The following is a 25,919-nucleotide window of genomic DNA, read 5'->3' on the forward strand; positions in this document are numbered from 1 at the left end:
CTACTTCTTCAAGTGTTTAATTTTCAAATTAAACGCCGCAAATAAAAGTGTAGTAATTGGACTTAAATAATTGAATATTGCAAAAATAAAATATTCTGAAACGGATACCCCTAGCACAGAGGATTGATATGCTCCACAAGTATTCCATGGAATTAAAACAGAGGTAACAGTTCCTGAATCTTCTAAAGTTCGACTTAAATTTTCTGGTGCAAGGTTTTTATCTTCAAAAGCCTTTTTAAACATTTTCCCTGGAATCACAATAGCTAAATATTGATCAGAAGCAATAATATTCAAACCTAAGCAACTGCCAACAGTAGCAAAAAACAATTCTAAAGTTGACTTTGTTCGTTTTAGTAAATATTCTGTAACAACCCCCAAAGCACCAATTCCATCCATCACTCCCCCAAACACCATTGCACTTATAATCAAAAGAATTGTCCATATCATTCCCTGCATCCCTCCAGAGGAAAACAAATCGTTCAATGCTTCATGACTTGTTACTATTTCAATATCAAAAAAAACTGCTTGGACTATACTTCTTACAAAGGAATCCGAAACTTCCAGTAAAACATCAGGTTGAAAATAAACAGAAAAAGCAATCGCTAAAAGCACACCCGATAATAATGCCAATAACGGTTTTACTTTCAAAAGAATTAAACACACTACCGTAGCCGGAACAACAAACAACCAAGGGGTTATATAAAATGTTTCTTCAATCACATTAAACATATCTGACAAATCTGTTTCACCTGTCGTAGTCAAATTAAAACTTATCAGCGTAAAAACGAATAGCGTTACTAGTAATGTTGGGACTGTGGTTAAGGACATATATTTAATATGTGTAAATAAATCCGTTCCTGCCATCGCAGGAGCCAAATTTGTAGTATCACTTAAAGGGGACATTTTATCACCGAAATATGCTCCAGAAATAACTGCACCTGCAACCATCCCAGTGGGCACTCCTAGTGCACTTCCTACTCCGACTAACGCGATCCCTACCGTTGCTGAAGTAGTCCATGAACTACCTGTAGCAATAGAAATTATTGCAGAAATAACAACGGCAGCGGGCAAAAATATTTCTGCACTTAACACCTGTAAACCATAATAAACCATTGCTGGAATAACACCACTAACCAACCAAGTTCCCGCCAATGCACCTACTAAAAACAAGATTAGAATTGGAACCAAAACACTTTTAAGATTTTTAAAAACCTCCTTGAAAATTAAAAAAAACGTCTTATTCTTATTCAAACCAATGAACAATGCACAAAATGCGGAAATCAACAGAATGTATTGGTTGGAGTAATCTCCCAATAGAACACCTTCCGCAAAAAAAATATTATACGCCAACAATGAAACCAATAAGACAACTGGAATCAAAGATTCTTTAATTGTTAAAACAGAATTTAATACTTTGTTACCCGACATAAAAAATGATTGAATAATATTTCGAATATAGCTTTTTTTATTTTCTATCTTTAGAATCTACCACAATGGTAACAGGTCCATTGTTTATCAGACTAACCTTCATATCCGCCCCAAAAACACCAGTTTGCACAGGTTTCCCTAAATCAATTTCTAATTGTGATACAAATTTTTCATACAAAGGTATAGCAATCTCTGGCTTAGACGCTTTCATATAAGATGGTCTATGTCCTTTTTTAGTACTTGCCTGTAAGGTGAATTGACTTACTACTAAAATTTCACCTTCAACTCCCTTCACAGAAAGATTCATGGTATCATTATCATCAACAAAAACACGCATATTTGTAATTTTATTAGACAACCAAACAATATCTTCTGCTGTATCGCAATCCTCTATTCCTACCAAGATCAACAACCCGCGATTTATTTTAGAAAAAAGCTTCTTTTCAATCGTAACGGATGCTTCTTTAACAACCTGTAAAACAATTTTCATATTATTTTTTTTGACTGTAGATATCTTGTCTAAAATGCTCCTCTTCCCCCCTCATTATTTGCACATAACTAAAATACCTAGATGGAGCAATACTATCATCCTCTAATCCATTTTTTACAGCACATTTTGGTTCATCGAGATGCTTGCAATTATGAAATTTACAATCCTGTTTCAACTCAAAAAACTCAGGGAAATAGCCTGAAATTTCATCCTCTTCAAAATCTACAATTCCAAAACCTTTTATTCCAGGAGTATCAATTATATACCCACCAAAACTCAAAGCATGCATCTCCGCAAACGTAGTTGTATGCTGCCCTTGCTTATGCTGCTCAGAAATCTCCAGGGTTTTCAAATTCAAGACTGGTTCAATAGTATTAACCAAAGTGGATTTACCAACTCCTGAATGCCCCGAAAACAAAGTTACCTTACCCTGCATTAACTCCTTTACCTTCTCAACATTTACTCCTTCTTTGGCAGAAATCTCTATACATTCATAACCAATATTCTCATAAATATCAATCAACTCCTCTTTCAGTTCATTTGATTCTTCAGTGTAAGTATCTATCTTATTAAACAACAACGTTACAGGTATATGATATGCTTCTGCTGAGACCAAGAAACGATCAATAAAACTTGTTGTAGTAGGCGGATTGTCAATGGTAATCACCAAGAAAGCACGATCTATATTAGAGGCAATTATATGGGTTCTTTTCGATAAATTCACCGACTTTCTAACAATATAATTTGTTCGATCGTGAATTTTTTTAATCACTCCGGTTTCCTTCTGCGGTTCCAGTTCAAAATCTACAGTATCTCCTACAGAAACAGGATTTGTACTCTTAATCCCTTCCATACGAAATTTACCTCGGATTCTACATTTATGCACTTCTGCATTCTCCGTTCGAACCAAATACCAACTACCGGTAGATTTTACAACCACTCCCTTCATAACCTATACTCTATAGCAAACCTTTAATAATAATACATTTGAAAACAAAAATACCACAAAGACCTCAATAATTTGAGAAACTTGTGGTATTCTTATCTTGTTTAAAAAACAATATGCAAGAAATTATTTTCCTGATACAATTGCTTCTTGATGGTTTATTGATTCTTGGTGAATCGCTTTGAAAACTGACTCAACAAAAGCATCACTCAATCCTCTAACAGCTGCTTCTTTTTTTACTGTTTCTAAAATTGCTGCCCATCTATCATCTTGTAAAATAGAGATATTTTCACCCTTTTTCACTTCTCCGATTTGCTCAACAACCTTCATTCTTTCAGCTAAAGTATCTAAAATATGATTATCAATTACATCAATTTCAGCTCTCAATTCTTTCAATTGATCTAATGCCTCACCTTCAGCTTTTGGCTCTCTTACCTTCAAGTCGTTCATGATTTCCACCAAACGATCTGGAGTAATTTGTTGCGCTGCATCTGACCATGCGTTATCTGGATCAACATGCGTTTCAATCATTAAACCTTCAAAGTTTAAATCTAAAGCAATTTGTGAAATATCCTGAATTCCAGTTCTATTTCCACAAATATGAGATGGATCATTGATAATAGGTAAATCAGGGAAACGTTGTTTCAAAGCAATTGGCAACTGCCATTGAGGTACATTTCTGTAACTTGTTTTCTTATAAGAAGAGAAACCTCTATGAATAACTCCTAAGTTTTTAATATTTGCAGTATACAAACGCTCAACACCACCTAACCACAATGCTAAATCTGGGTTAATTGGATTTTTAATTAAAACGATTTTATCAGTTCCATTTAAAGCATCTGCTATTTCCTGAACTGCAAATGGGTTTACAGAAGTTCTAGCTCCAATCCACAAGATATCAACATCTGCTTCTAAAGCTAATTTTACGTGTGCTAAATTAGCAACCTCTACAGCAATTTTCATTCCTGTTTCTTTTCTTACTCTCTGTAACCAAGGTAAAGCAATAGCACCAATTCCTTCAAAACCACCTGGTCTAGTTCTTGGCTTCCATACACCTGCTCTAAATACAGTTGCATCTGTGTTTTTCAATTCGTGAGCAATTTTCAACACTTGCTCTTCTGTTTCTGCACTACAAGGTCCAGCAATAACCAATGGATGGTCTAATTGCATGTCATCTAACCATGTTCTGAATTCTTTCGTATTTTCCATTTTAATCTAGTTTCTAAAATTGTTTCAAAATCAGCTAAAACATTAGCCTTCTTTTAATTTATTTTTTATTTTTTTATTCCGTTTAATATTTCTTTTATGTAATTTGTTTCCGACATTGAATTCTTCAATGCTTCCGTATCCTCGTTTTCTATCAATTCTTTAAACTCTTTAAGATTTTTTATAAAACCATCTAAAGAGGTCAAAATATTTTTTTTATTTCCGACAAAAATAGGGGACCACATCTTTGGAGAACTTTTCGCTAAACGAACAGTAGATTCAAATCCACTACCCGCCATGTCAAAAATGTTTTTTTCGTCTTTTTCAATTTCCAAAACAGTTTTCCCTAACATAAAAGAACTTATGTGAGATAAATGAGATACATATGCAATATGCTTATCATGTTCTTTACTATCCATAAAGATAGTTCTCATATTTAATCCATCGAAAATCTCTAAAGTTTTCTGAATAGACTCCTCACTACTCATCCCTTTATCACAAATGATATTTACCTTTCCATCGAACAAATTATAAATTGCTGCTTCTGGTCCAGAAAATTCAGTTCCGGCAATTGGATGAACGGCCACAAAATTAACTCTTTTTGAATGCTTTACAACATTTTTGCAAATGTTTTCTTTAGTTGAACCTACATCAAAAACCAAGGCATCATTTTTTACTGCATCCAACACCTCTAAAGCCAGTTGTGGCGCATGATTGACGGGTATTGCTATGACAACAACATCAGCAGTATTAACAATGGAAAAATCTGCAATTTCATCAATTATCCCTAGTTCAAGTGCCTTTTTCGCATTTCCCTCACTAGAATCAACGCCAAAAACAGTCCATTGGAAGCGTTTTTTTAGCTCCAAAGCGAGAGAACCTCCTATAAGTCCCAATCCAATTACGGCTACTTTTTTATTCATTTTATTACTTTTCAATATTCAGCTTCGTTAAGAAACTCTTTCCAACACTTCTTCTAGTTTCTCTTCAGAAACACATAATGACAATCTTATATAACCTTCTCCATTGGATCCAAAAACAGTACCAGGAGTTAAAAACACGTCTTTTTCATAAAGCATTTTATCAGTCATCTGTTCAGAAGTAATTCCTTCAGGCAATTTTGCCCAAACAAACATCCCTCCATTTCCAACATTGTATTCACAATTTAAAGCATCTAAAATTCTCCATGTCAAAGCCCTTCTTTTTTCATAGACTGCATTTATCTCATCAAACCAATCTTTAGATAATTCTAATGCCTTAATCGCTCCTTTTTGAATTCCGTAAAACATACCTGAATCCATATTACTCTTTACTTTCAGAACTTCTGCGATATACAACTCTGAACCAGACACCATACCAACACGCCAACCTGCCATGTTAAACGATTTGCTTAATGAATTTAACTCTAAAGCTACCTCCTTTGCTCCTTCATATTGAAAAATACTTTTAGGATGATCATTTAGAATAAAACTATACGGATTGTCATTCACTAACAAAATATCGTGTTTTTTTGCAAACAGTATCAAATCTTTAAACAATTCATCAGAAGCCTTTGTTCCAGTTGGCATGTGAGGATAGTTCACCCACATAATTTTCACTTTTGATAAATCATTCTTCTCAATCTCCTCGTAATCTGGCAACCAGCCATTCCCTTCAATTAGATTATACTCTATAGCCTTAGCTCCAACTAACTTTGCAACAGAACTATAAGTTGGATATCCTGGATTCGGAATTAAAACCTGATCTCCTTCATTCAAAAACGCCATAGAAATGTGCATTATCCCTTCTTTTGACCCTAGCAATGGAAGAATCTCATTCTCTGGACGTAGAGAAACTCCAAAAAAATTATTGTAAAAATTTGACATTGCACCACGCAATTCAGGGATTCCTTGATAACTTTTATAACCATGAGCCATAACATCGCCTAAAGAAGATATCAAAGATTCCAACACCTCTGCTGGTGGATTTAAATCTGGACTACCAATCCCTAAGCTAATAATTGGCTTTCCTTTTGCAATTAACTGACCTACTTCTCTTAATTTCTTAGAGAAATAATACTCCTTAACATCGTTTAATCTATTTGCTTTTGAAATCATCACTTAATTCTTTTTATATTCTCCTAACACTTTACAACTAGAAACTTTAGATCTAATATCTGAAAGGGCATTTTTATATTCTTTATAATCAGTAAAAACCAAATCCGCAAAAAATGCATATTCCCATGGTTTATCGATAATTGGAAGCGATTGTATCTTAGACAAATTAACTTTATGATTTGCCAATTCCATCAACACCTCTCCGAGAGAACCACTCTCATCCTTAAGGACAAATTTAATAGAAGCTTTTGTAGGAAACTCAATCAAATCTTTGCCTTTTTTCTCTACAATAACAAATCTAGTATGATTGTCTTTTACCGTTTGAATCTCAGAAGCTAATATATCTAGATCGTATATTTGGGCTGCTAAAGAACTTGCTATTGCCCCAACCCCTTTCAACTTTTTTTCCTTTATTCTTTTGGCTACATCTGCCGTGTCTTTATCTTCAATCAGCTGAATATGTGGAAACTTTCTGAAAAACTTTCGACATTGAAGTAAAGCCATAGGATGCGAATGAACCTCTTTTATCTCAGAGATATCTTGTCCTTCTAAAGCCATTAAATTGTGATGGATCGGTAAGTAATATTCACCAACGATAGTAATATCAGCTTCATCAATCAACGCATAATTTGGTAAAATAGCACCTGCTATGGAATTTTCAATCGCCATAACAGCAATATCCACAGCACCAGACATAACTTTATCCGGCATCTCAGCAAAAGTCATACACTCCTCCAAATCATTATTTTTGCCAAAATAATTTTCAGCAACTATGTGATGATAAGATCCTTTTATTCCTTGAATGGCTATTTTCATACTTCGATATCTATATAACAAAAAAAAGTCTCGATTTCTCGAGACTTCCTAAATTGTATTATTTATTATTTATTTTTACAACACACAGAAAGTCTCGCTTCTTTTAAAAAAATAAAAGAAGAAATAGAAACTGTTAAATGCAAATGTGTTTTTCATTTTCTTGATATGAGCGACAAATGTAAATAAATATTTTCTATTACCAAACAAATAGCTTGATAAATTAATAATTATCACGAAGATATGTAATACACCAATTTAAAACTATGACAAACTTCATCGTAAAATAATTTTAAAAGAAAATATTCTAACCAATACCCCTCCATCGATCCTAAACACCAAAACTCCTTTAAATACATTAGAAGAACGTGTTTTGGAAATGACTGATCAAAATTATGAATGCGTTGGTGTCTACAAAAACAAAAGATTAATCAAGATCTGCAGCTTATGGTCATTAACAAGGCACTGTAGTGATAAGTTCTTGGACTTGATTAGGTCATCATTCATAATGATCTCAGAAGTCAAAATTTTGGTCAACAATTATTCGAGTGAATCTATCTTTACCCAAAACAAAAACGCTATGAGGCAACAGAACTAAACACTTATACAGAAAACAAAAAATCTCATAAATTTTAATTAAATGACAATTATGAAATTCATGGATGCCACTTTATCAAAGCATTACAAAAAAACAGTGAATTTTATTGATTTTTTTCTTGGTAGATCTAAAAAAGAAAGTATCTTTGCACCGCAATACCGCGAAAGTAGCTCAGTTGGTAGAGCGTCAGCCTTCCAAGCTGAATGTCGCCGGTTCGAACCCGGTCTTTCGCTCAAAAAAGCCTTATCTATCGATAAGGCTTTTTTTTATGAAAACATTTAATTGGTAATTCTTTTTTCAATTACAAACAACAATATTATTGGGATCGCAAGTAACCCAATCATTATTGGATTTTCAAAAATCAATTGTGGATACAAAAGTAAAGTCAATCCAAATCCTCCGATTGCTCCTCCTAAATGCGCACTATGCCCAACATTACCCAATTGTTTTTTCATTGCATATATTGAATACAACAAATACCCAACTCCAAACACATAACCCGGTAAAGGAATTGGAATAGGAAACATAATCAAGCTCATATTAGGGTATAACATTACAGCACTATAAACAATTCCAGAGACTGCTCCAGAAGCACCCACCGCACTGTAATACGGTTCATTTTTATGATAGGCCAAAGAAAACAAATTCCCTAGAAACATACTACCAACATATACAATCAAGAAATTAAGAACCCCAAGGGAATCTACAACGGCATCAGAGAATATGTATAAAGCATACATATTAAAACCTAGGTGCATATAATCTACATGCAAAAAACCAGAGGTAAAAAGGCGTACTTTCTGACCTGCCAAAATAGGACCTACTTGAAACTTATATCTATCTAAAAATAATCTATCTTGAATTCCTTTATACGAAAACAAAACGTTGATAATAATAATACTGAGTACAAAATTGTTCATAATAGTAAAACGCCCGGCTAAAGATAAAACTAAATTTTAATTAAAAAAAACTATTTTTTCATACCGTTTAAATTAAAAAACAGACCATTCATTAAAATACTAATTATATTTTTCATTGAAAATTTTACTCAAAAATGGCAAACATCAATAAATTGGTTTACTTATCTTTGCTCCTCAAAAACAATTCACATGAAGCGTTTACAATTTTTAATTGTCTACCCAATTATTTGGTTTTTTTCAAAGCTGCCATTTTTTATACTACATCGAATATCAGATATTGCCTACTTTATCTTATTCTATATTTTTAACTACAGAAAAGAAGTGGTTTTAAACAACCTTAAGCTTGCATTTCCTGAGAAAAGCAACGAAGAACTGCTAAAAATAAGAAGACATTTTTTTCGTCATTTCATTGATATCTTTATCGAAATGATCAAATCATTTACTATCTCAGAAAAAGAACTAAATAAAAGATACAAATACACAAACCCAGAAATCTTTAGAGAGCTAGAAAGCTTAGATAAAAGCGTCATCATTATGGGAGCGCATTATGCTAATTGGGAGTGGATTGTAAATCTTGCTAGTTTTACCACAATTAACTGCGTGGGAGTGTACTCGAGAATAAAAAACCCCCATTTCGACAATTTAGTAAAAGAAAATAGAAGTCGATTCGGAGGAAGTTTTATTCAAACCAATCATACCTTAAAAAAAGTAATTCAAAATAAACAGAAGGGAATTCTTTCTCTATATGGATTATTGAGCGATCAGTCTCCCGCAATTCAAAAAACACACTATTGGTCTAAGTTTCTAAATGTAAAAGTTCCAATTCATACAGGTGCAGAAATGCTTGCAAAAAAACACGACTTTACGGTAATTTACATGAAAGTAGACCGAGTTAAAAGAAGTCATTACGAAGTAGAATTTGAAATTTTAGCCAAACACCCGAGGGAATATAATGATTTTGAAATTACTGACATGTTCTTAGAAAGAGCTGAGAAACAAATATACGAGAAACCAGAATATTATTTTTGGACGCATAAAAGATTCAAACACAAAGACCAAGCACCTTCCTAAAGGCTTCCTTATGAAAAAGTATTTTTTGACCATTGTATTAGTTGGTGTCGCAATTATTAACATAATCCAAGCTTACACTACAGAACTTTTACAAGATGAAGCATATTATTGGATGTACAGTAATTTTTTAGATTGGGGATATTTTGACCACCCTCCCTTAGTTGCTTTATATATCTATGTAAGTGATATATTTTTTTCAGGTGAGCTCGGGGTCAGATTCATGTCTGCTATCCTATACAGTCTCACTGTCTACTTGCTTTGGCAGGTGATTGATATTCCAAATAAAAAAGATCATTTGAAGCTATTTCTATTAATAGTCTTGTCTACTTTTCTTTTTAATGTTTATGGTTTTATCACAGTTCCTGATACGCCTTTGTTATTTTTCATGGTGTTATTTTTAATTTCGTATAAGAGAATAATTAACGCAAATGATTGGCAAGCCTACCTTCTGTTTTCACTATCCATAGCAGGATTACTTTACAGTAAATATACTGGACTATTGATCGTGATTTTCACGTTGCTTTCAAATTTAAAACTTTTAAAAAGCACTCAGTTTTGGTTGAGTATTCTTGGGGTAATTCTTTTATTCTCTCCTCACTTACTTTGGCAAATAGAAAATGATTATCCTTCTATTCGTTATCATTTATTTGAACGTTCCAATTCAAGAACCTATAGAATTGATTACACCACAACACACTTATTAAATCAAATAGCTATTATTGGTTTTACCTTTCCAATTGTCTATTTGGCATTCTACAAAAACCTCAAGAATAAAGAGCTTTTTCAAAAAGCACTTAATTTTATTGTTGTTGGATTTATATCCTTCTTCTTTTTAATGTCATTCAAAGGTCCTACACAAGCACAATGGACAATTCCTATTACTTTTCCTTTAATTATTATCACATTCTTATATTTAATTAAAAACGACAAAAACCGAAAGCTATTTAAAAAACTTGCAATCGTCAACCTAATTACCATCTGCATAGCACGAATCATCATGGCTAACGAAGGAATTATTCCAATCCAACTAGAAATGCATGGTAACAAAAAATGGGTCTTAGACATACAAAAGGAAACGCATGGAGAAGCTAAATTATTCGTAAATTCTTATCAGAATGCTTCCCTATATTCATTTTACACTAATGAACTTACAGGCGCATATAATGCTTTTTCCTCGAGAAAAAATCAATTTAACCTATGGGACTTTCAAATTCAATTGACAAACAAAAATATCCTGTTAATTGATGGACACAATAACAATAACGCAACCTTCACTTTTAAGAAAAAAGAAAAAGGCACACTCTATGCAACAAGACTTAATAATTTTGAACCTTTAAGAGATTTGAAGTATGTTTCCATAGATAAAAATTTTATATTTAATACAGGAATCAACACTGCTACAGTCTCTATATCTAATCCCTACGCTTATGGTTTCAACTTAGACAACCTAGAAACCTTAATCGTATTTAAAACCAAAAAGAACCAAACAATATCCACAAATAAGGCAATCTATAATTCCAAGAATGTAATCGTTAAGAAACAAGACTCAATACAAACTCAACTTAATTTCAATATTTCAAAAGAAATTGATATCAAAAGAATAGACCATTTTAATATTGTCATTAGAAACAATAGCAAAATGGCCTATCAAAAAGTAAACTAATAAATTACGGTTTAAATACCTGCAATAGTCTTTATTTCCTCAATTGTCTTCTCTGCTAATGCATCCGCATTTTGCTGAGAATCACTTTCAGTATAAATTCTAATTATAGGCTCAGTATTAGATTTTCTTAAATGAACCCATTCAGAAGGAAAATCAATTTTTACCCCATCAATAGTATTCACGTTTTCTGACTTATGCTTTTCCGCCATTTTTGCTAGAATATCATCAACATCTAACGTAGGTGTTAATTGAATTTTATTTTTACTCATAAAATAACTCGGGTAAGAATCCCTTAACTCTTTACATGTTTTATCACTCGTCGCTAAATGTGATAAAAACAGAGCAACTCCAACTAGAGAATCTCTTCCATAATGAGATTCTGGAAAAATAATTCCTCCATTACCTTCACCTCCAATTACTGTATTAGTTTCTTTCATGGCTATTACCACATTCACCTCTCCTACAGCACTTGCGGTATAGGATCCTCCATGCTTTTCTGTAATATCTCTCAAAGCTCTAGAAGAAGATAAATTCGAAACTGTATTACCTCCTTTCAACTTTCCTAGTACATAATCTGCACAAGCAACCAAAGTATACTCTTCACCAAACATTGATCCATCTTCATTAACCAAAGCTAAACGATCAACATCCGGATCTACCACAATTCCAAAGTCCGCTTTCTCAGAAACAACTAGCTTAGAAATAGCACCTAAATGTTCCTTCAAAGGTTCCGGGTTATGCGGGAATTCACCATTAGGCTCGCAATATAATTTAATACATTCTACCCCAAGTTGCTCCAATAAAGCAGGAATAAAAATACCTCCGGTAGAATTCACAGCATCTAATACCACTTTAAAATTAGCTTTTTTAACTGCTTCAACATCTACTAATTTTAAAGCTAAAACTGCATCTATATGTTTTTGAACATAAGATCTATCTTTAGTATAGCTACCCAGATTATCAACTTCAGCATATGAATAGGCATCATTTTCAGCAATCACCAGAATTTTTTGACCTTCGACACCATCTAAAAACTCCCCCTTCTCATTTAAGAGTTTAAGGGCATTCCATTGCTTTGGATTATGAGATGCAGTGATAATGATACCACCATTTGCTTGCTCCATAGGAACTGCCACCTCAACAGTAGGAGTTGTAGACAAACCTAAGTCCACAACATCAATACCTAAACCTACCAAGGTGTTAGATACCAAACTACTTATCATTTTACCAGAAATACGAGCATCTCTACCAATAACAACTTTTAATGTTTCTGTGGCACCTTTATTCCTTTCTACCAACCACGTACCATAAGCACTTGCAAACTTCACTGCATCCAACGGTGTAAGGTTATCTCCAATAGAACCTCCAATGGTTCCTCTAATTCCTGATATTGATTTAATTAATGACATATTTCTATTTCGATTTATATGAATTTGAACACAAAAATAAAAAAGTACACAAGGTAAGCTTCTATTTTTGACTATTTTTTTACAAATATACAAAACTTATGTGTTCGAACACACGGATTATCTAAAAACAAAAAGAGCCGTCTAAAAATAGACAGCTCTTCTCTTATTATAAAAAAGGTTGGAACTATTCTTTTCCTTCCATTTTCTTCTTCAAGTCTGCAAGACCAGCAATATCTCCAAATGTAGATTTTTCGGCAGATTCTGCTTTCTTAGCTACAGCTTTGATATTCTTAGCCTCTTCTGCTCTAAAGATTGCAGTATGAGAAGCAACAATTCTTCTATATTCTTTGTTGAATTCTAATACTTTAAAGTCAGCAGCATCACCTTTACCAAGTTTGCTTCCATCTTCTTTTTCTAAATGACGTCCCGGTACGAAAGCCTCAACTCCATCAGCAAAGACAACGATTGCTCCTTTGTCTGTTTTCTCTTTGATTGTACCTGCATGTACAGATTCGATGCTGTAAGTAGCCTCATGTCCATCCCATGGGTTATCTTGAGTTTGTTTATGACCTAAGTTTAACTTACGGTTTTCAACATCTAATTCTAGAACTTGAACATCTAATACATCTCCAACTGCTACAAAGTCAGATGGGTGCTTGATTTTCTTAGTCCATGATAAATCAGAAATGTAAACCAATCCGTCAATACCTTCTTCTAACTCAACAAATACACCAAAGTTTGTGTAATTTCTTACTGTTCCTTTATGCTTAGAACCAACTGGATATTTCTTAGTAATATCTGTCCATGGATCTGGGTGTAATTGTTTGATACCTAATGACATTTTTCTATCTTCTCTATCAAGAGTCAATACTACTGCCTCTACCTCATCTCCAACTTTCACAAAGTCTTGAGCTGAACGTAAATGAGTTGACCATGACATTTCAGAAACGTGGATCAATCCTTCTACTCCTTGTTCAACCTCGATGAACGCACCGTAATCAGCAAGTACTACTACTTTACCTTTTACTTTGTCTCCAACTTTCAATTCAGCATCTAAAGCCTCCCATGGATGAGCGTTTAATTGCTTCAATCCTAATTGAATTCTTGTTTTTTGGTCATCAAAATCAAGGATTACAACATTTAATTTTTGATCTAATTCAACTACCTCAGATGGGTGATTGATTCTTGACCAAGATAAATCAGTAATATGTACTAAACCGTCTACACCACCTAAATCGATGAATACACCGTAAGAAGTTACGTTTTTAACGATACCTTCAAGTACTTGTCCTTTTTCTAATTTACCAATGATTTCTTTTTTCTGTACTTCAATATCAGCTTCAATAAGAGCTTTATGAGATACAACAACGTTTTTAAACTCGTGGTTGATTTTCACAACTTTGAATTCCATTGTTTTATCTACATACTGATCGTAATCTCTAATTGGCTTAACATCAATTTGAGAACCTGGTAAGAATGCTTCGATTCCGAATACATCTACAATCATACCTCCTCTAGTTCTGCATTTAACAAATCCGTTAACTACTTCACCAGTTTCTTGAGCATTGATTACTCTATCCCAAGCTTTGATTACTCTCGCTTTTTTGTGAGATAATACTAATTGACCAGAAACGTCTTCTCTTTTATCAACCAATACCTCTACAACATCACCAACAGCTAAGTTAGGATTGTAACGGAATTCGTTCAAAGAAATAACTCCTTCAGATTTTGAATTGATATCGATGATAGCGTCACGCTCAGTCAATCTAGTTACCGTACCTTCAATTACATCCAACTCGTTAACGAAACCAACAGTTCCTTCTAAAGCTGATTCAAATTCTTTCAATTTAGCTTCGTCTACAGCCTCAATACCTTCTTCGTATTTATGCCAATCGAAATCTGCTAAAAATTGTTCTGGGTTTACAGTCTCAACTGCAGGTACTTCCTGAGCTTCAACTTCGTTTTTTAATTCTTCAGACATGTTGTCTTAATTATTTGTATCCAACCATTAACCAGATTTTTTAAACGAAATTAACAATAGGAGATGTTAATTTAAAAAATGTATTCAATCCTTTCTAAATCTGCACTCGTAAAAAGGAGTGCAAATTTAGCGTTTATTTTTAAACTGCACAACACATACTAAATTTTAATTCAACTGATTTTTAAACAGTTAGAAGAAACTTTAACTTAACAATATTTTTTTAATGAATGAAATACAACTTAGAACTATTAATATATTCAAAAAAGAACTCTATTCCTTAGATTAATGAAACTATTAGATGTACCTTTGCAGACTTTTAACAACGGCTGACAAAGTAGCGATATTATTTTGTAAGTCAATAACTTATACAAAATGTCTACATTTAAAGAACTAGGATTGAACGACGAAATCCTAAAAGCGTTAACCGATTTAGGATACGAAACACCTTCCGAAATTCAAGAAAAAGCTGTCCCGCAAGTTATTTCATCTACACAAGATTTAAAAGCTTTTGCACAAACTGGAACTGGTAAAACAGCAGCATTTAGTTTACCTGTATTGCAACAGCTAGATACAAATAACAAATCTACACAGGCAATCATACTTTCTCCTACAAGAGAATTAGCTGTTCAAATTGGAAAAAACATCGAGAGTTTTTCAAAATACATGAAAGGTGTTAATGTTCTTACTGTTTACGGAGGAGCAAACATTGATGAACAAATAAGAGGTCTTAGAAAAGGAGTTCAAATAGTTGTTGGTACACCGGGAAGAACGGTTGATCTTATCAAAAGAGGAAAACTAAAATTAGAAAATGTTCAATGGTTGATCCTTGATGAAGCAGATGAAATGCTTAATATGGGATTCAAAGACGAATTAGACCAAGTACTTGAGGTTACACCAGAAGAGAAACAAACATTGCTATTCTCTGCAACTTTCCCAAGAGAAGTTGAATCTATCGCAAGAAACTACATGGACAATCCTGTTGAAATTACAGCAGGTCAAAAAAATAAAGGTTCTGACAATGTTACTAACGAATACTATGTTGTAACAGAACGAAACCGATACCCTGCATTAAAAAGAATTTGTGACGCGAATCCTGATATATATGGAATAGTTTTCTGTAGAACAAAAAGAGAAACGGCGCAAGTTGCTGAAAATCTAATTCAAGATGGCTATAATGCAGATGCCCTTCATGGAGATTTATCTCAAGCTCAACGTGATGGTGTTATGCAAAAATTTCGTAAGAAAAGTTTACAAATGTTAGTTGCAACTGATGTTGCGGCACGTGGACTAGATGTAAACAACCTGACACATGTAATTAACTACAAATTACCAGATCAAACTGAAGCTTACACTCATAGAAGTGGAAGAACAGGTAGAGCTGGAAATAAAGGTATCTCTATTGCATTAATCACCAACAAAGAAGTTGGAAGATTACGTCCTATCGAAAGAAAAATCAACAAGAAGTTCGATAAAAAAGAAGTTCCTTCAGGAGAAGAAATCTGCAAGAGCCAATTGTTTAGTCTGATCAATAACGTTAAGGAAACGGAAGTAAACCATGAGCAGATTGACAACTACTTAGAAAGCATCTATTCAAGCCTAGAAGGGCTGAACAGAGAAGAATTGATTCAAAAATTCGTTTCAGTAGAATTCAACAAGTTCTTAAAATACTACGCAAACTCTCGCGACTTAAACGAAGCGGAAAGAGGAAGAGCTGACGAAAGAGGAAAATCAAGAGATGATGAAAATATGACTCGTTTCTTCATCAATTTAGGTAGAAAAGATGATCTTAATCCAGGAAAATTAATTGGATTGATCAACGAACAAGAGATAACTGATAATGTTGAGATTGGACAAATTGAAATATTGGACACATTCTCTTTCTTTGAATTGGACAAAAACTTTACAGATGAGACCATTAGTTCTTTTGAAGGAGCTGAATTTAATGGAAGAAGTGTAAATGTTGAAATTACTCAAAAGAAAAAGCGCTCTGGAGGCGGTGGACGAGGAAGACGTGACCGTAGAGGAGGAAGTGAAGAAAGAAGAGGTCGTGGTAGACGTTACGAAGGAGGAAATCGTTCGGACAGAAGAGGCGGTTCTGACAGAAGAGAAGGCGGTAGATCTGACAGAAGTGATAGCAGACGAAGAGACGGTGGATCAGAAAGAAGATCCTCCGATAGAAGAGGTTCTGACAGACCTGATAGATCAGATAGAAGTTCAGGTTTCGGAAGAAGAAGAAATTAATAATCAATAAAATAAGTATTATCCTCTTTACAACTACGTAGAGAGGATTTTTTTTGAGTTATATTTTCAAGAAAAAAGTATCTTTGCAAAATGGGTAGAAAAAAGAAAAATTATACGTTCGAAAACATTGAAGTTATCGACGCTGGAGCTAGAGGGAAATCAGTTGCAAAAGCTCCTGATGGTCGTGTTATATTCTTAACAAATGCAATTCCTGGAGATGTCGTAGACATTCAAACAGGCAGAAAAAGAAAAGCATACTTCGAAGGTTCTGCAACTAAATTCCATAAATATTCTGACAAAAGAGCTGAACCAAAATGTACTCATTTTGAACATTGTGGAGGGTGCAAATGGCAACATATGAAATATGAAGACCAACTTTTCTATAAAGAAAAAGAAACTATTCAAAACCTACAACGCATTGGACACCTTGATCTAGAAAACATAACTCCAATTCTTGGTTGTGAAGAATCCTATTTCTATCGTAATAAAATGGAATTTTCATTTTCTAGTAATCGCTGGCTTACTTATGAAGAAATAAACTCCGATGAAGAAGTAGACAACAGAAATGCATTAGGATTTCATATTTCTGGAATGTGGGACAAAATATTAGATGTTGAGAAATGTTATCTTCAAGAAGACCCGTCTAATGAAATAAGAAATTCAATCAAAGATTTTGCCATCTCTAACGAAATCGAATTCTATAACCCAAGAGAACAAGACGGTCTTTTAAGAACCATGATGTTACGCATTCTCTCAACAGGAGAAATAATGCTTGTAATTCAGTTTTTCAAAGAAGACATAGCCAAAAGAGAACTTCTCTTAAACTTTATAAAAGAAAAATTCCCTCAAATAACCTCTTTACAATATATCATCAACAGTAAAGGAAATGATTCAATTTACGATCAGGATATTATTTTATACCATGGTAGAGATCATATTTTTGAAGAAATGGAAGGCCTAAGATTTAAAATAAATGCTAAATCTTTCTATCAAACAAACTCTAAACAAGCGTATGAACTCTACAAAGTCACCAGAGATCTTGCTAACTTAACAGGAGAAGAGCTTGTATACGATCTATATACAGGGACTGGTACAATTGCCCAATTTGTTGCTAAAAAAGCAAAAAAAGTTATCGGTGTTGAATCTGTTCCTGAAGCAATTGCAGATGCTAAAGGAAATGCAGAACATAATAAAATTGAAAACACCGAATTCTTTGTTGGAGATATGAAAGAAGTATTTACTTCTGAATTCATTAACAAACATGGACAACCTGATGTAATTATAACTGATCCACCTAGGGACGGTATGCATAAAAAAGTAGTAGAGCAAATTTTAAAAATTACTCCCAAACGCATTGTTTATGTAAGCTGCAACTCTGCTACTCAGGCAAGGGATTTAGCCCTTATGAAACACAAGTATAAGGTCGCTAACACGCAAGCCGTAGATATGTTTCCACAAACACATCATGTTGAGAATGTAGTTCTTTTAGAGTTATTATAATTGAACTTATACAATACAAAAAAGCCTAGTGAAATTCACTAGGCTTTTTTATTTTCAAATATCAGACATTCTATAAAGCATCTAATTTAGCTTGAGTAGCTTTTTGTTGATCGTACATCTCAAGAATTTCATACAACCCAACTAAAGTGCTTAAAGTAGCTTCATTCGTAGGTCTTAATTCTAATGTCTTTTCAAAATAAGGCAAAGCTTCTTTATACACCTCTTTTTGTTTTGCATTTAAGGCGTCATATTTTTTGAAGTTAGACAAATTTTTATTCATCTCTTCTACAATAGGTTTGGTTCTTTCCAATATTGCAACACCAATATTATTGTAAGCATCCGCATAATCAGGCTTCAATTCTACTGCTTTTTCAAAAGCTTTTATAGACTCATCTACATAACCTTGTTCTAATGTCAACACTCCAACGTTATAATACAATTGAGGATCATTAGGCTTGATCGCGATTGCCTCTTTTAAACCAGCAAGGAATTTTTCATTGTCCCCCAACTTATAGTAGATATTAGCTTCACTTATAACCAAAGTATAGTCATTAGGAAAAGATTTCTTCGCTTCTGCAATCGCTGCTAAAGCACCTTTCTCATCACCTTTTGCAATATAACTCAACGCAATATTTTTAGCTATATCTCCGGCTCTAGATTCAGTTTGAAATACTTCTGGCTGCGTTGCAGCTTTTAGAATAATCTGATTATCCATTTCCTTTTTTGTAGCAAAATACACATATTCACCATTGAGTCCTTTAGCTCTATATTGAGTAGCAATACCTGTGTATCCTAAATCTAATAATTTTTGATAAAAACGAATAGATCTATCATAATTCTTATCCAAAAAAGCAGACAAAGCAGCATTATCTAAAAATGACGTATCTCTTTGGCTTAAACTATAAACCATTTCAAATTGATAACTTGCATTTTTGTAGTTCTCTTCTTTGTAGAATTTTGAACCTGAAGCAGCAAATTTCTGAACATAGTTCTGAAGAGAAGTTTCTGCTTGTTTCAAATATTTCTTTTGTCCAGACTCTTTTTCAAACTTGATAAGTTCTTTATAAGCTCTGGCAGCAGGCTTATCATTTTTCCAATTTTTACCATCACCATGAAGCGCTGTTGCTTTCAAGTAATAATACTTTTCCTTTAACTTGTCATCAGCACCTTCCAACAAAGGTTCTACTGCTTTTAATTGCTCTTTCGCAGCAGCATAATCTTTCTTTTTCAAAGACTTCTCAGCGGCTTTTAATTCTTTTTTCTGAGCAAACACTGTGATGCTAAGCAATAGCATCATCAGTATGGTTAACTTATTTTTCATTAATTAAGGTTTATATTTATTCTTCTGAATTTTGGTTAATTTCTTCACTTGAACTCTCTTGGTCTTTAGCTGTTTCCGCTCCATCAGTTACTTCCGCTTCAACATCAATCACTTCTTCTTCCTCATGCATTACCTTCGCAACAGCAGCAATAGAATCATTTCCTTTGATATTGATCAATTTCACACCCTGAGTCGCTCTTCCCATTACCCTCAGTCCACTTACAGCAAGACGAATGGTAATACCAGACTTATTGATAATCATTAAATCATCTTCATCTGTAACATTTTTAATAGCTACAACATCACCTGTTTTTTCCGAGATATTTAGAGTTTTGACTCCTTTACCTCCTCTATTCGTAATTCTATAATCTTCTAAACTAGAACGCTTACCATATCCTTTTTCTGAAACAACAAGTATATTACTATCCATATCGTTTACGGCCACCATTCCAACAACTTCGTCTTCTTCATGAGCCAAAGTAATACCTCTTACTCCTGAAGCACCACGCCCCATTGGTCGAGTTTTTTCCTCCTCAAAACGGATAGATTTACCAGACTTTAAAGCTAACATAACTTGACTATCTCCTGTGGTAAGTTTCGCTTCTAATAATTCATCTCCTTCTTTAATCGTAATGGCAGCAATACCATTTGCTCTTGGTCTAGAATATTGCTCTAACAATGTCTTTTTAACCTGACCCTTTTTAGTAGCCATAATAATATAATGGCTATTGATATAGTCTTGATCTTTTAGATCTTGAGTAACCAAAAACGCTTTTACCTTATCATCATTTTCGATATTAATAAGGTTTTGTAATGCACGACCTTTGGCGACTTTTCCACCTTCAGGAATTTCATACACACGCATCCAGAAAACTTTCCCCTTCTGAGTAAAGAACATCATATATTGATGATTCGTTCCTACAAACAGATGCTCTAAAAAGTCTTCGCTTCTAGTAGAAACTCCTTTTTGACCTCTACCTCCTCTATTCTGAGTTTTGTATTCAGATAGCAAAGTTCTTTTTACATAACCAGCATGAGAAATTGTAACAACCACTTTAGAATCAGGAATCATATCCTCAATTCTCATATCCGCTCCTCCAAATTCAATCTGAGATCTTCTCTCGTCTCCGTATTTACTTCTTACCTCAATTAACTCATCTTTGATAATTTCCATTCTCCTAGGCTCATTTGCTAGGATATCTTTCAAGTCAGTAATCAAAAGCATAATTTCCTCATACTCACTTCTTAGTTTATCTTGCTCCAGACCTGTCAACTGTCTCAATCGCATCTCAACAATTGCTTTCGCTTGAATTTCAGTAAGACTGAACCTTTCAATTAAACTAGCTCTTGCCTCATCTGCGTTATTCGATGCCTTGATTATAGCTATCACTTCGTCAATATTGTCACTTGCAATGATCAACCCTTCCAGAATATGTGCTCTAGCTTCAGCTTTCTTAAGTTCAAATTGAGTTCTTCTAACAACTACCTCATGTCTGTGCTCAACAAAATGATGAATCATTTGTTTTAAGTTCAACATTTCAGGTCGCCCATTCACCAAAGCGATATTATTAACACTAAATGAAGTTTGAAGAGAGGTGTATTTAAACAATTTGTTCATTACAATGTTAGGAATCGCATCACGTTTCAAAACGTATACGATTCTCATCCCGTTTCTATCCGATTCATCGCGTATATTTGCGATACCTTCAAGTTTCTTCTCATTGACTAACTCAGCAGTTTTCTTAATCATCTCTGCCTTATTGATCTGATACGGAATCTCCGTCACAATAATACATTCTCGACCATTCACCTCCTCAAAAGAAGCTTTTGCTCGCATAATAATTCTTCCTCTACCAGTATGAAATGCTTCCTTAATTCCTTCAGTTCCATACAAAACTCCTCCTGTTGGAAAATCAGGTGCCTTGATGTGCTCCATTAACTCATCAATTTCAATATCTCTATTGTCGATATATGCAATCGTTCCTCCTACCACTTCGGTAAGGTTGTGTGGAGGCATATTAGTTGCCATACCAACAGCAATACCTGAAGCTCCATTGACTAACAAGGTAGGGATACGAGTTGGTAATACCGTAGGTTCTTGTAAAGTATCATCAAAGTTCAGTTTATGATCTACTGTATCCTTTTCGATATCAGCCATCATATCCTCAGATAGCTTCTTCATTCTAACCTCAGTATAACGCATTGCTGCTGGGCTATCTCCATCAACAGAACCAAAATTCCCTTGACCGTCAACCATCATATAACGCACACTCCAATCTTGAGCCATACGCACCATTGCATCATAAACAGATGTATCACCATGAGGGTGAAATTTTCCTAATACCTCTCCAACAATTCTCGCCGATTTCTTATAAGATCCGGTAGCCTTAATACCTAATTCATGCATCCCAAACAAAACCCTTCTATGTACTGGTTTCAAACCATCACGTACATCTGGTAATGCTCTAGATACGATAACCGACATTGAATAATCAATATATGCCGATTTCATTTGTTCTTCTATATTGATAGGTATCAACTTATCCCCGTCTGCCATAAAAATATATTTAGTTTTACTTAGTTTTTTTTCTGATAAGCAAGATACAATTTTTACACTTTTAGGCAAGAAATACTAGCGCTTCATTTACATAGAGTTATTAACATTTTCACAGGGTTTTCAACATCATTTATACAACTGAAAATCAGTTACTTTTTTTATAAAAAAATGTTAATAATATAATTTTTACCCAACTATAAACTAAATTTTGTAATTTTTTATAAAAATTTCTACTAAATTTACCTAAATCAAAACAAAAACTATGGACGATAATTTCTCACAAAAAGTAAAAGATGTTATAGGATACAGCAAAGAGGAAGCATTAAGACTGAGCCATGATTTTATTGGTACTGAACACTTAGTTTTAGGCATCCTAAGAAAAGCTGAAGGGAAAGCTATTGACATATTGACAACTCTAGATATAAATCTAGATTATTTAAAGAAAAAAATTGAGGCTTTGAACCCTTCAGAGTCAGGAATCAGCGATGAAGCTGACAAGAAAAAACTTCATTTGACTAGACAAGCTGAAAAAGCGTTGAAAACGACCTTTTTAGAAGCTAAGCTATATCAAGATACCGCGGTCAATACTGCACATCTATTATTGTGCATATTGCGTAATGAAAACGACCCAACAACGAAACTGTTGAATAACTTTGAAATCAATTATAACGATGTAAAATCATTATTCAAACAACTTGAAAGTGGTACGGATGATTTACCTGAATTACCGACAGCAGAAAGTGGACAAGATGATGAATTCTCTGAGAACAAACCCAATCCGTTTGACCCACAGCCGGCAAAAAGTAAGGCCAATACCAAATCTAAAACTCCTGTATTGGATAATTTTGGTAGAGACTTAACAGCCATGGCCGAGGATCATACTTTAGATCCAGTGGTTGGACGTAAGGAAGAGATTGAACGTGTTTCGCAAATATTAAGTCGAAGAAAAAAGAACAACCCAATGTTAATCGGTGAACCAGGAGTAGGTAAATCTGCAATTGCAGAAGGACTAGCTTTAAGGATTGTTCAAAGAAAAGTTTCAAGAATTCTTTTTGATAAGCGAATTATCTCTCTTGATCTTGCAAGTTTAGTTGCCGGTACAAAATATAGAGGTCAGTTTGAAGAAAGAATGAAGGCCTTGATGAATGAACTAGAGAAAAACAAAGATATTATCTTGTTCATTGATGAAATTCATACGATTGTTGGTGCGGGTGGAGCTACTGGATCTTTAGATGCTTCTAACATGTTGAAACCTGCTCTTGCTAGAGGTGAAATTCAATGTATTGGTGCCACTACTCTTGATGAATATCGACAAAACATAGAAAAAGACGGTGCTTTGGAAAGACGTTTTCAAAAAATCATTGTAGAACCTACATCCATTGATGAAACTGTGCAGATTCTTCATAATATAAAAGAAAAATATGAAGACCATCACAATGTTTTATACACAGAAGATGCTATAGAAGCATGTGTAAAATTAACAAACAGGTACATGACAGATAGATTCTTACCAGACAAGGCTATTGATGCTTTAGATGAAGCTGGTTCAAGAATTCATATCACCAATATTGTTGTACCTGAACAAATCCTAGAACTTGAAAAAAGATTAGAGGATATAAAAGAAAGCAAAACAAACGCTGTGAACCGTCAAAAGTACGAAGAAGCAGCAAAGCTTAGAGATGATGAGAAAAACATCGAGGCTGCCTTAAAATCTGCTCAAAACCAATGGGAGGAGGCATCAAAAGAGAACAAACAAATTGTAACAGAAGATAATGTTGCTGAAGTTGTTTCTATGATGACAGGAATTCCTGTTAATCGTGTGGCGGAAGCGGAATCAAATCGATTAGGTGAATTGCCAGACAAAATTAAAGGAAAAGTTATCGGTCAGGACGACGCGGTTGCGAAGGTAGTTAAAGCAATTCAGAGAAACAGAATTGGTTTAAAAGACCCGAACAAACCAATTGGTTCATTTATTTTTCTTGGATCAACTGGTGTTGGAAAGACACAATTAGCAAAAATCCTTGCTAGTGAATTATTTGACTCTAGCGATTCATTAATTCGTATTGACATGAGTGAATACATGGAAAAATTCTCTATTTCTAGATTAATTGGAGCTCCTCCAGGGTATGTAGGATATGAAGAAGGAGGTCAATTAACTGAAAAAGTAAGAAGAAAACCTTATGCTGTTGTTCTTTTGGATGAAATTGAAAAAGCCCACCCAGATGTATTTAATATGTTACTACAAATTTTGGACGAAGGTTTTGTAACGGACAGTTTAGGACGTAAAATAGATTTTAGAAACACTGTAATTATAATGACATCTAACATTGGTGCTCGTCAATTGAAAGACTTTGGCGGTGGTGTTGGTTTTGGAACTGCAGCAAAAGTTGAACAAGCGAACGACCATGCGAAAGGTATTATTGAAAACGCTTTAAAAAAATCTTTTGCTCCTGAATTCATTAACAGAATAGATGATGTGATTATATTCAATGCACTAGAAAAAGCTGATATTCACAATATCATTACAATTGAATTGAAAAAGCTTTTAGATAGGGTTTCTTCACTAGGATACGAACTTCAACTTAGTGAAACTGCTAAAGATTATATCGCTGAAAAAGGGTTTGACAAAAATTATGGCGCTAGACCTCTTAAACGAGCTATTCAAAAATACGTTGAAGATGCTTTAGCCGAAGAAATTGTTAATTCAAAACTTTCAGAAGGAGATTCAATCTTAATGGATCTGGATAAAAAAAGTAACGAACTAACGGTAAAAATAAAGAAGAACAAAGAAAAAATAGAATAACAAAGAAAGGAGCCAAATGGCTCCTTTTTTATTTTATTATTTCATTCATCATAGCTCCCAAACTATGATTGCCGAATCGTTCTATCTTCTCACAGTCAAAAACCCTGATCCTTCCTAAACTCGAAATCCTATCGAGTTGTTCCTTTCTTAAAGAATTAAAAGCCGTTTTAGACATTAAGACTATACTATTCCCATTTTTGTCTCGACACTGAACAGTATCGTTAACATAATTTTGTACTTGATGTTTGTCAACATAAATAATTTCTCTGCCACTATTTTTCAAATGTGTCAATACAAGCTTCCGCTCTTTTTTATTTAGTATTCCAGAAGAACATAAAAACACAAAATCTTCACAAATCGTTATAATATTCGAAGTTTTTATCCTTTCATTATTTAGAAAAGCATCCTCATTAAACAAAATAGGTGTATATTCTAACTCTTCACAAAACTCAATAAAAAGATCTGGATCACTTAACTGAGAGGCACTACAATAAGCAACTCTATTAATTTTATCTATTACAACACTACTTAAACCATGAAAAAACACCCCTTCGATTTCAGCTTCGGTAAAATCAATTACATTAGTAACATCAAAATTATTTTCTTCCAACAACTCAAAAACCAAATCGTTTCTTTCCCGTTGCCTATCTAAAAGAGCCATTGGATACACAACAACAACACGATCATCAACAAAGGATATCCAATCTCTCGAACACAAATATTGGTTTCCTTTAACTGCATCAGAAGCGGGTAGCATAAGAATTTCCAAACCTAACTTTCTCAATTCAGATACTATATTTTGAAATTCCAATTTTAACTGCTCCTCACCATTTTGTGGTGTTACCATTAAATAAAATTCAGTCATAAAATATTATT

The 25,919-nt window shown here is 33.9% G+C and carries 18 protein-coding genes and 1 tRNA gene; 6 read left to right on the forward strand and 13 right to left on the reverse strand.

Annotated elements, in window-relative coordinates; all coding sequences use genetic code 11:
* The 7 genes from AC2DZ0_RS07085 to AC2DZ0_RS07115 form a co-directional block, all read right to left on the reverse strand.
* The gene (locus tag AC2DZ0_RS07085) at positions 1-1,428 is read right to left on the reverse strand and encodes a Na+/H+ antiporter NhaC family protein (protein ID WP_484644615.1); all 1,428 of its coding nucleotides are present in this window, start codon (positions 1,426-1,428) and stop codon (positions 1-3) included.
* A 37-nt stretch (positions 1,429-1,465) separates the two neighbouring features.
* The gene (gene dtd, locus AC2DZ0_RS07090; RefSeq protein ID WP_484644617.1) at positions 1,466-1,918 is read right to left on the reverse strand and encodes a D-aminoacyl-tRNA deacylase; all 453 of its coding nucleotides are present in this window, start codon (positions 1,916-1,918) and stop codon (positions 1,466-1,468) included.
* A gap of 1 nt (position 1,919) precedes the next feature.
* Positions 1,920-2,867 carry a ribosome small subunit-dependent GTPase A gene (gene rsgA, locus AC2DZ0_RS07095; RefSeq protein ID WP_484644618.1) on the reverse strand — a complete coding sequence of 316 codons (948 nt, stop codon included), beginning with the start codon at positions 2,865-2,867 and terminating at the stop codon, positions 1,920-1,922.
* A gap of 123 nt (positions 2,868-2,990) precedes the next feature.
* Entirely contained in the window at positions 2,991-4,073 is a 1,083-nt protein-coding gene (locus AC2DZ0_RS07100; RefSeq protein WP_484492336.1) for a chorismate mutase, read from the reverse strand.
* Between the two features lie 65 nt (positions 4,074-4,138).
* Complete coding sequence (locus AC2DZ0_RS07105; RefSeq protein ID WP_484644620.1) at positions 4,139-4,993, reverse strand: prephenate dehydrogenase; 855 nt, start codon at positions 4,991-4,993, stop codon at positions 4,139-4,141.
* Positions 4,994-5,020: 27 nt separating this feature from the next.
* Positions 5,021-6,166 (reverse strand): pyridoxal phosphate-dependent aminotransferase, encoded by a 1,146-nt coding sequence (locus tag AC2DZ0_RS07110; protein ID WP_484644622.1) that lies wholly within the window; start codon positions 6,164-6,166, stop codon positions 5,021-5,023.
* Positions 6,167-6,169: 3 nt separating this feature from the next.
* A complete protein-coding gene (locus AC2DZ0_RS07115) occupies positions 6,170-6,982 on the reverse strand; it encodes a prephenate dehydratase (protein WP_484644623.1) in 813 nt (270 codons plus the stop codon).
* A gap of 755 nt (positions 6,983-7,737) precedes the next feature.
* On the opposite strand from AC2DZ0_RS07115, the gene AC2DZ0_RS07120 reads away from it, so the two are divergent.
* Positions 7,738-7,810: transfer RNA gene (locus tag AC2DZ0_RS07120), tRNA-Gly, on the forward strand.
* Positions 7,811-7,855: 45 nt separating this feature from the next.
* Here AC2DZ0_RS07120 and AC2DZ0_RS07125 read toward each other — a convergent pair.
* Positions 7,856-8,497, reverse strand: a complete 642-nt coding sequence (locus AC2DZ0_RS07125; protein ID WP_484644625.1) for a rhomboid family intramembrane serine protease — start codon at positions 8,495-8,497, stop codon at positions 7,856-7,858.
* 189 nt (positions 8,498-8,686) lie between these two features.
* On the opposite strand from AC2DZ0_RS07125, the gene AC2DZ0_RS07130 reads away from it, so the two are divergent.
* Complete coding sequence (locus AC2DZ0_RS07130) at positions 8,687-9,568, forward strand: lysophospholipid acyltransferase family protein (protein ID WP_484644626.1); 882 nt, start codon at positions 8,687-8,689, stop codon at positions 9,566-9,568.
* A 10-nt stretch (positions 9,569-9,578) separates the two neighbouring features.
* On the forward strand, positions 9,579-11,231 hold the full coding sequence (locus AC2DZ0_RS07135) for an ArnT family glycosyltransferase (RefSeq protein ID WP_484644627.1): 1,653 nt from the start codon (positions 9,579-9,581) through the stop codon (positions 11,229-11,231).
* A gap of 11 nt (positions 11,232-11,242) precedes the next feature.
* On the opposite strand, the gene glmM is transcribed toward AC2DZ0_RS07135, so the two are convergent.
* Both glmM and rpsA read right to left on the reverse strand, forming a co-directional pair.
* Positions 11,243-12,640: a phosphoglucosamine mutase gene (gene glmM, locus AC2DZ0_RS07140; protein ID WP_484644629.1), complete on the reverse strand. Its 1,398-nt coding sequence runs from the start codon at positions 12,638-12,640 to the stop codon at positions 11,243-11,245.
* 184 nt (positions 12,641-12,824) lie between these two features.
* Positions 12,825-14,621 (reverse strand): 30S ribosomal protein S1, encoded by a 1,797-nt coding sequence (rpsA, locus tag AC2DZ0_RS07145; RefSeq protein WP_484644631.1) that lies wholly within the window; start codon positions 14,619-14,621, stop codon positions 12,825-12,827.
* 372 nt (positions 14,622-14,993) lie between these two features.
* Here rpsA and AC2DZ0_RS07150 point away from each other — a divergent pair, with 372 nt between their 5' ends.
* Complete coding sequence (locus tag AC2DZ0_RS07150) at positions 14,994-16,862, forward strand: DEAD/DEAH box helicase (RefSeq protein ID WP_484644632.1); 1,869 nt, start codon at positions 14,994-14,996, stop codon at positions 16,860-16,862.
* A 90-nt stretch (positions 16,863-16,952) separates the two neighbouring features.
* Positions 16,953-18,362: a 23S rRNA (uracil(1939)-C(5))-methyltransferase RlmD gene (rlmD, locus tag AC2DZ0_RS07155; protein ID WP_484644634.1), complete on the forward strand. Its 1,410-nt coding sequence runs from the start codon at positions 16,953-16,955 to the stop codon at positions 18,360-18,362.
* Between the two features lie 70 nt (positions 18,363-18,432).
* Here the strand turns inward: rlmD and AC2DZ0_RS07160 are convergent, their stop codons facing one another.
* Positions 18,433-19,683: a tetratricopeptide repeat protein gene (locus AC2DZ0_RS07160; protein WP_484644635.1), complete on the reverse strand. Its 1,251-nt coding sequence runs from the start codon at positions 19,681-19,683 to the stop codon at positions 18,433-18,435.
* Positions 19,684-19,699: 16 nt separating this feature from the next.
* On the reverse strand, positions 19,700-22,240 hold the full coding sequence (gene gyrA, locus AC2DZ0_RS07165) for a DNA gyrase subunit A (RefSeq protein WP_484644637.1): 2,541 nt from the start codon (positions 22,238-22,240) through the stop codon (positions 19,700-19,702).
* A gap of 262 nt (positions 22,241-22,502) precedes the next feature.
* Between gyrA and AC2DZ0_RS07170 the strand changes: the two genes are divergently transcribed.
* On the forward strand, positions 22,503-25,043 hold the full coding sequence (locus tag AC2DZ0_RS07170; RefSeq protein WP_484644639.1) for an ATP-dependent Clp protease ATP-binding subunit: 2,541 nt from the start codon (positions 22,503-22,505) through the stop codon (positions 25,041-25,043).
* Positions 25,044-25,071: 28 nt separating this feature from the next.
* Here the strand turns inward: AC2DZ0_RS07170 and AC2DZ0_RS07175 are convergent, their stop codons facing one another.
* Positions 25,072-25,908, reverse strand: coding sequence for an arginine deiminase-related protein (locus tag AC2DZ0_RS07175; RefSeq protein WP_484644641.1), 837 nt, complete (start codon positions 25,906-25,908; stop codon positions 25,072-25,074).
* Positions 25,909-25,919 lie beyond the last annotated feature (11 nt).

Source organism: Flavicella sp. IMCC45668, assembly GCF_057219105.1.